The organism is Marinactinospora endophytica, assembly GCF_054780875.1.
In genome coordinates this window covers 122083-128082 of the sequence record NZ_BAAGVM010000015.1, presented here as the reverse complement: position 1 = coordinate 128082, position 6000 = coordinate 122083, and the positions used below count along the sequence as shown (strand labels likewise).

At 69.6% G+C, this 6000-nt stretch carries 9 protein-coding genes; 5 read left to right on the top strand and 4 right to left on the bottom strand.

Annotation, left to right across the window (positions count from 1 at the left end; translation table 11 throughout):
* The 3 genes from ACYVHU_RS24020 to ACYVHU_RS24010 form a co-directional block, all read left to right on the top strand.
* The coding region (locus ACYVHU_RS24020) for a GNAT family N-acetyltransferase (RefSeq protein ID WP_498949563.1) at nucleotides 1-466 on the top strand (466 nt) is incomplete at its 5' end.
* A gap of 135 nt (nucleotides 467-601) precedes the next feature.
* Nucleotides 602-1357 (top strand): HipA family kinase, encoded by a 756-nt coding sequence (locus ACYVHU_RS24015; protein WP_200813571.1) that lies wholly within the window; start codon nucleotides 602-604, stop codon nucleotides 1355-1357.
* On the top strand, nucleotides 1354-1734 hold the full coding sequence (locus ACYVHU_RS24010) for a DUF3037 domain-containing protein (protein WP_498949562.1): 381 nt from the start codon (nucleotides 1354-1356) through the stop codon (nucleotides 1732-1734). The genes ACYVHU_RS24015 and ACYVHU_RS24010 overlap by 4 nt, the downstream gene beginning before the upstream one ends.
* A gap of 158 nt (nucleotides 1735-1892) precedes the next feature.
* Here the strand turns inward: ACYVHU_RS24010 and ACYVHU_RS24005 are convergent, their stop codons facing one another.
* Together ACYVHU_RS24005 and ACYVHU_RS24000 are read right to left on the bottom strand one after the other, a co-directional pair.
* The gene (locus tag ACYVHU_RS24005) at nucleotides 1893-2192 is read right to left on the bottom strand and encodes a hypothetical protein (RefSeq protein WP_432940757.1); all 300 of its coding nucleotides are present in this window, start codon (nucleotides 2190-2192) and stop codon (nucleotides 1893-1895) included.
* Nucleotides 2193-2327: 135 nt separating this feature from the next.
* Entirely contained in the window at nucleotides 2328-2462 is a 135-nt protein-coding gene (locus ACYVHU_RS24000; RefSeq protein ID WP_498949560.1) for a hypothetical protein, read from the bottom strand.
* A 59-nt stretch (nucleotides 2463-2521) separates the two neighbouring features.
* On the opposite strand from ACYVHU_RS24000, the gene ACYVHU_RS23995 reads away from it, so the two are divergent.
* Nucleotides 2522-3049, top strand: a complete 528-nt coding sequence (locus tag ACYVHU_RS23995) for a PP2C family protein-serine/threonine phosphatase (RefSeq protein ID WP_432940759.1) — start codon at nucleotides 2522-2524, stop codon at nucleotides 3047-3049.
* A 55-nt stretch (nucleotides 3050-3104) separates the two neighbouring features.
* Here the strand turns inward: ACYVHU_RS23995 and ACYVHU_RS23990 are convergent, their stop codons facing one another.
* Nucleotides 3105-4145: an NAD(P)-dependent alcohol dehydrogenase gene (locus ACYVHU_RS23990; RefSeq protein ID WP_078761054.1), complete on the bottom strand. Its 1041-nt coding sequence runs from the start codon at nucleotides 4143-4145 to the stop codon at nucleotides 3105-3107.
* Nucleotides 4146-4345: 200 nt separating this feature from the next.
* Between ACYVHU_RS23990 and ACYVHU_RS23985 the strand changes: the two genes are divergently transcribed.
* The gene (locus ACYVHU_RS23985) at nucleotides 4346-4924 is read left to right on the top strand and encodes a YdeI/OmpD-associated family protein (RefSeq protein WP_432940762.1); all 579 of its coding nucleotides are present in this window, start codon (nucleotides 4346-4348) and stop codon (nucleotides 4922-4924) included.
* A gap of 382 nt (nucleotides 4925-5306) precedes the next feature.
* Here the strand turns inward: ACYVHU_RS23985 and ACYVHU_RS23980 are convergent, their stop codons facing one another.
* Nucleotides 5307-5531: a hypothetical protein gene (locus ACYVHU_RS23980; protein WP_432940765.1), complete on the bottom strand. Its 225-nt coding sequence runs from the start codon at nucleotides 5529-5531 to the stop codon at nucleotides 5307-5309.
* Nucleotides 5532-6000: the final 469 nt, after the last annotated feature.

Sequence of the window (6000 nt, the reverse complement as noted above, 5' to 3'; positions counted from 1 at the left end):
ACGCGGCTACACCACCGCCACCCCCACCCTCGTCCTCACCGCACCCACCACCATCGCCACCACCGCCCCCACCCCGCCCATCACCCTCACCCCCACACCCACCCACCACTGGCTCACCACCCACCACCAACTCACCGGCCACGACGACACCCCCATCCTCACCCGCATCCACACCCCCACCGCCTTCGCCCACCTCAACATCGACGGCCACACCGCGGGCATCGCCCTATTCACCGCAGCCCCCGGCTGGGCCGGCGTCTTCTGCATGGCCACCCACCCCCACCACCGCCGCACCGGCGTCGCCACCGCCCTCCTCCACGCCGGCGCCGCCTGGGCCACCCGCAACGGCGCCCACCGGCTCTACCTCCAAGTCGAACGCGACAACCACGCCGCCCGCCGCCTCTACGCCACCACCGGATTCACCGAAACACACCGCTACCACTACCGAATCGCCCCCCGCCCCTGACCCCACCGCCCCGCCACCCACACCAACGACCACGGACACCCCAAGGAGACAGACCCCACCACCGACACCCCGCCAGCCGAAACACCCCCGGCGCGACGGCCACCCACCCACCGAACACGCCCTAAGCTGGCGCGCGTGCTCGAAGAGATAACCGCCACCAGATACGTCACGCCCCTACGCGAAGGCGGATCACTCCCCGGCCTGGTCGAAGCCGACAACCTCGGCATGTACGTCGCCAAATTCATCGGCGCCGGCCAAGGCCGCAAAACCCTCATCGCCGAGATCGTCGCCGGAGAACTCGCCCGCCGCCTCGGACTCCCCGTCCCCGACCTCGCCCTCCTCCACATCGACCCCCTCATCGGACGCGGCGAACCCGACGAAGAAGTCCAAGACCTCCTCAAAGCCAGCGGCGGCCTCAACCTCGGCATGGACTATCTCCCCGGCGCCCTCGGCTTCGACCCCCTCGTCTACCCCATCGACCCCGGCCTCGCCGGCCGCATCCTGTGGTTCGACGCTCTCGTCGGCAACGTCGACCGCAGCTGGCGCAACCCCAACATGCTCGTCTGGCACGGCCGCCCCTACCTCATCGACCACGGCGCGACCCTGATCTTCCACCACAACTGGCCCGGCGCAGCCAAAGCCGCCACCCGCCCCTACAACGCCACCGACCACGTCCTCATCCACACCCACCCCGACCTCACCGCAGCCGACAACGACCTCGCCCCCCGCATCACCGAACCCCTCCTCCGCGAGATCACCGCCCTCATCCCCGACCCATGGCTCCACGACGAACCCGGATTCCCCACACCCGACGACGTCCGCGACGCCTACACCACCCACCTGCTCACCCGAGCCACCGACCGCACCTGGCTGCCGGAGCTGCCCCGATGAACCGCGACGTCTTCGAATACGCCCTCATCCGGGTCGTCCCCCGCCTCGAACGCGGCGAACTCGTCAACGCCGGCGTCATCGTCTACTGCCAAGCACGCTCCTACCTCGCAGCACACTGCCACCTCGACCCCGACCGACTCCGCGCCCTCGACCCCAACGTCGACATCGACGGCGTCCACCGAGCCCTCCGCGCCACCCAACTCATCTGCACCGGAGGCCCCGACGCCGGCCCCGCCGGCCACGACGACCCCGGCCGACGCTTCCGCTGGCTCACCGCCCCCCGCAGCACCATCGTCCAACCCGGCCCCATCCACACCGGACTCACCACCGATCCCGCGGCCGAAGCCACCCGCCTCCTCGACCTCCTCGTACGCTGACCACCACGCCGGGGCCCCACCACAGGCCCCGGCCAACCCCCCACACCCGAACCGCGACACGGCACCCAACACCCCCCGCCACACCACAACCAATGTGAGACTGGTGAACGGGGGGACACATGACTGACGACGAACTCCGGATCAGCCCAGGCGAACACCTACTCCAACGCCTCATCGAGCACACCCACACCTGCGGCCCCAACGACGTCCCCCGCATCATCGACGACTACGCCGCCAGCATCGGCCTCGAACACGCCTCCGTCTACCTCGTCGACCTCCAACAGAACCACCTCATCCCCCTCGACGAGAAACTCCCCACCCTCCCCGTCGAAACCTCCCCCGCAGGAGCCGCCTACCGCGCCCAATCCCTGCGCATCACCGAGAACGACAGCGGCACCCTCACCGCCTGGCTCCCCCTCATCGACGGCGCCGAACGCCTCGGCGTCCTCGGCATCCACACCACCACCCTCGACAGCACCACCCTGCGCCGCTGCCGCTCCCTCGCCGCCCTCCTCGCCATGACCATCACCTCCAAACGCACCTACAGCGACACCTACACCCAGCACACCCGCACCGCCCCCATGCGGCTCCCCTCAGAAATGCTGCGCGCCTTCCTCCCACCCCGCACCATCGGCACCGAACGCGTCATCACCACCGCCGTACTCGAACCCGCCTACAACCTCGGAGGCGACGCCTTCGACCACGCCCTCACCTCCGACACCCTGCACGCGGCCATCCTCGACTCCATGGGCCACGACCTGCCTCCGGCCTGGCCACCTCCGTCGCCATGGCCGCCTGCCGCAACGCCCGCCGCACCGGAAACGGCCTCGACAAACTCACCGCCCGCATCGACCAGGCCCTCTCCACCTGGCTCCCCGACCAGTTCTGCACCGGCATCTTCCTCCAACTCGACCTCACCACCGGCACCCTGGACTGGACCAACTGCGGCCACCCCCCACCCCTACTCATCCGCGACCAGCGCGTCATCGACAACGCCCTCGAAGGAACCCCCGAACCCCCCCTCGGCCTGCCCAGCCTCTTCGACACACCCCTCGAACGCAGCGTCCAGCGACTCCGGCTCCAACCCGGCGACCGCATCCTGCTCTACACCGACGGCGTCACCGAAGCCCGCGACGCCAACGGCGCCCTCTTCGGACTCGAACGCTTCACCGACTTCATCATCCGCGCCACCGCCGTCGGCGACCCCGCCCCCGAAGCACTCCGCCGCCTCATCCACGCCATCCTCGACCACCAGCACTGCAAACTCAGCGACGACGCCACCATCCTGCTCATCGAATGGATGCCCCACCCATAAGAAAACGCCGCCCGACGGGAACCCCCACCGGACGGCGTCCACAACCGTCGATCGCCTACCGCTGCGGCACGATCACCGCGCGCCCCTGGATCCGCCCCTCGTGCAGCCGCTCGTACACCTGCGGGGCCTCCGCCAGCTCGTAACGCTCCACGTGCGCGCTCACCGAGCCCGCGCGCGCCAGATCGATCAGCTCGATCAGCTCGCTACGCGTCCCCCAGTAGGTCACACCCGCACGGACCCCATAGGGAACCGAAGCGAAGGACACCGGAAGCACACCGCCACCGATCCCCACGACGGTCACGTCACCGTCCATGCCCACCAGCTTCGCCGCCAGGTCGACCGTCGCCTGAGCGCCGACGAAGTCCAGCACCACCGAGGCGCCCTCCCCGTTGCTGAGCTCACGGACCTTGTCCACCGCGGACGCGTCCGACTTGAAAACGTGGTGGGCCCCACTGCGCTCCGCCAACTCCAGGCTCTCCGGCCGGACGTCGAGCGCCACCACCGTCGCCGCGCTCATCGCCCGCAGCAACTGCACGCCGATGTGCCCCAGACCGCCCACACCGATCACCACGACCGTGCTGCCCGCGTACATCTTGTCCAGTGAACGCCGGATCGCGTGGTAGGGGGTCAACCCGGCGTCGGTCAACGGCACCGTCTGCACCGGGTCGAGGTCACCGATCGGAACCACGTGCCGCTCGGAATCCACCAGCATGTAGTCGGCCAGGGCACCGGGCCGGCCCAGCCCCGGCGGCATGATCCCCATGCCCGCCGCGCGCGGGCAGTAGTTCTCCGCCCCCTTCGCGCACGCGTGACAGACACCGCACCCCCACGGGCCGTACACCACCACGGAATCGCCGACGGAAACGGAACGCACCTCCGCCCCCACCGCGGCGACACGGCCGGCTCCCTCGTGGCCCAGCGTCAACGGCAACGGATAGGGGAACTCGTCAGCGGACCACCCCATGACCGCGAGGTCCGAGTGGCAGACCCCCGCGGCGGTCACCTCAAGCAGGATCTGTCCCGGCCCCGGCTCGGGGACCGCGACCTCGTTCACGACCGGGGGACGACCCACCTCGGTGTACTGGACGGCTCGCATGAGAACTCCTTTCACTCCTTTGTGAGGACGTCCCACGAGGGAACATCCTTTGCTACTTTCCCACCACAACCCTCACGAAATGCCCCTCCCCCCACGCCCACCTGCGGCGTCGTTACCGAGCCGCGTTTTTCCCGCGGTATCCTCCGCCGCCTCTTCGACTAGATTCAGGACACGGGACCCGCGACGTCCGGAGGGCTCTCATGCGCCCCACCTTCTTCTCCACCGTCGCCGAACTCCGCGCCTGGCTGACGGCCAACCACGCGAGCGCCACCGAGGTGTGGGTCGGCCTCCCCGACCACGACCACGTCGGGGAACAGGCTCCGAGCTGGGCCGAAACACTGGACCAGGCACTGTGCTTCGGCTGGGTCGACACCGCGCGCGTGCGCGTCGACGCCCACCACCACGCGGTCCGGCTCGCCCCCTGCCCACCCGGCGACCGTTTCCAGGAACTACGCGCGGCCCGGGTGGCCGAGCTTGCCGAGCGAGGGCTCGCCCATCCCGCCGGGCACGCCGCCTTCGGGCCGTCCGCGTCCGCCCCGGCCGGCCCCTGCCCACACGGCTCGGGGGACAAGCTGTGCGACAGCTATCTGGCGCTCTTCCAGGCCAACCCCCCGGCTTGGGCGTTCTTCCGCGCTCAGGATCTCCCCTACCGACGCGCCGCGACGTCGTGGGTGATGAACGCCGAGGACGAGGAGACGAGCGCCCGTCGCCTGTCCGCTCTCGTGGCGGCCTCGGCCCGTGCCCGCCGCCTTCCCCTTCGGCCCTCCCGACCCGTGTGAGGCCCTGACCGGTCGCGGAGCGTGGCCTTTTGAGCTGGGCGGCGTAGCCGCCTCCTATTTTGTTTAATTTTTCACTTTTTGTTTTTCTAGAGACCGGCACCTTTACCTTGTAGATTCATAACCCTCATGTGGGGACGACGGACGGGACACAGGTAGGGCTCCGAGGATCCGTCCGAGCATCGGGACGAGGTCGCGTCCCGTCCCATCGGGAACGGTTCCCCGCTCCCTCGGCTCCAGGGGACACGGGGGCGTCCTGCCCTCCCACCGGCGTCCGCCTCCCCGACCGGTTCGCAGAGCGGGCGGGCAGGCCCCCTCCTCCAGCACAGAGGTCCCGCGCCTGAGCGCGGGACCTCTGGAAGCGCCTATCGGCCGCGGGGCGACCTCACCTGAGAAAGCGCTGTTCCTCCAACTTCAGCGCGATCCCCAGCGCGAAGAACGTCGGGGCCCACTCTCCGACGAACAGCCCCCAGCGGTCCGCCCGGTCGATGCCGGCGTCCTCGCCCTTCTTGGAGGCCAGCCAGATCAGTACGGTCAACCCGATCGACCCGAAACCAGCCGTGTAGGCCATCTCGGACGTGACACCCATCTCGTGGAGCTTGCGAATCATCTTCCCCCCTCGGTCACAACGGCGGGGCAGCTACCCAAGGGTCGGCTGGGTATTCGGGAAAACAAACCAGGTAATCCCCCAATCCGGACAGGGAAAAACCTGTTGTCCCCGCCACGGGGGCGGCCTAGGGTGATCCCACCATGAGTGCTTCTTCTGCCGCGGCCTGCTGCGCGGTGACCGGCTTCGGCTCCCGGTGGGGGGCCGACCTCGTGATCCGTCCCCGCCACCGGTCCGCCGTCCCGGTTCCACCAGGACGCGCCGGCGACTGACACGCCCGTCCGGCTCCCCGACCACCGTCTCGGGGAGCCCGTCCGACCGGGTGCTCTAGGTCCCCGTCCCCTGCCACGCGGCCTCGCCGCGCCCTGAGGCGTCCTGTTCCCCACTCCTGGGACCGGGCGGCATGCGCAGTCCATGACCGCCCTCGGACGGGCCCGTGTCCCATCACCGCGTCGCCCCAGGCGCACGCGCT

Excerpts from the sequence above, each read along its gene's own strand:
- ACYVHU_RS23990 (WP_078761054.1), bottom strand. The coding sequence starts at position 4,145 with ATGCGAGCCGTCCAGTACACCGAGGTGGGTCGTCCCCCGGTCGTGAAC.
- ACYVHU_RS23995 (WP_432940759.1), top strand. The coding sequence starts at position 2,522 with ATGGCCGCCTGCCGCAACGCCCGCCGCACCGGAAACGGCCTCGACAAA.
- ACYVHU_RS23980 (WP_432940765.1), bottom strand. The coding sequence starts at position 5,531 with ATGATTCGCAAGCTCCACGAGATGGGTGTCACGTCCGAGATGGCCTAC.
- ACYVHU_RS23985 (WP_432940762.1), top strand. The coding sequence starts at position 4,346 with ATGCGCCCCACCTTCTTCTCCACCGTCGCCGAACTCCGCGCCTGGCTG.
- ACYVHU_RS24010 (WP_498949562.1), top strand. The coding sequence starts at position 1,354 with ATGAACCGCGACGTCTTCGAATACGCCCTCATCCGGGTCGTCCCCCGC.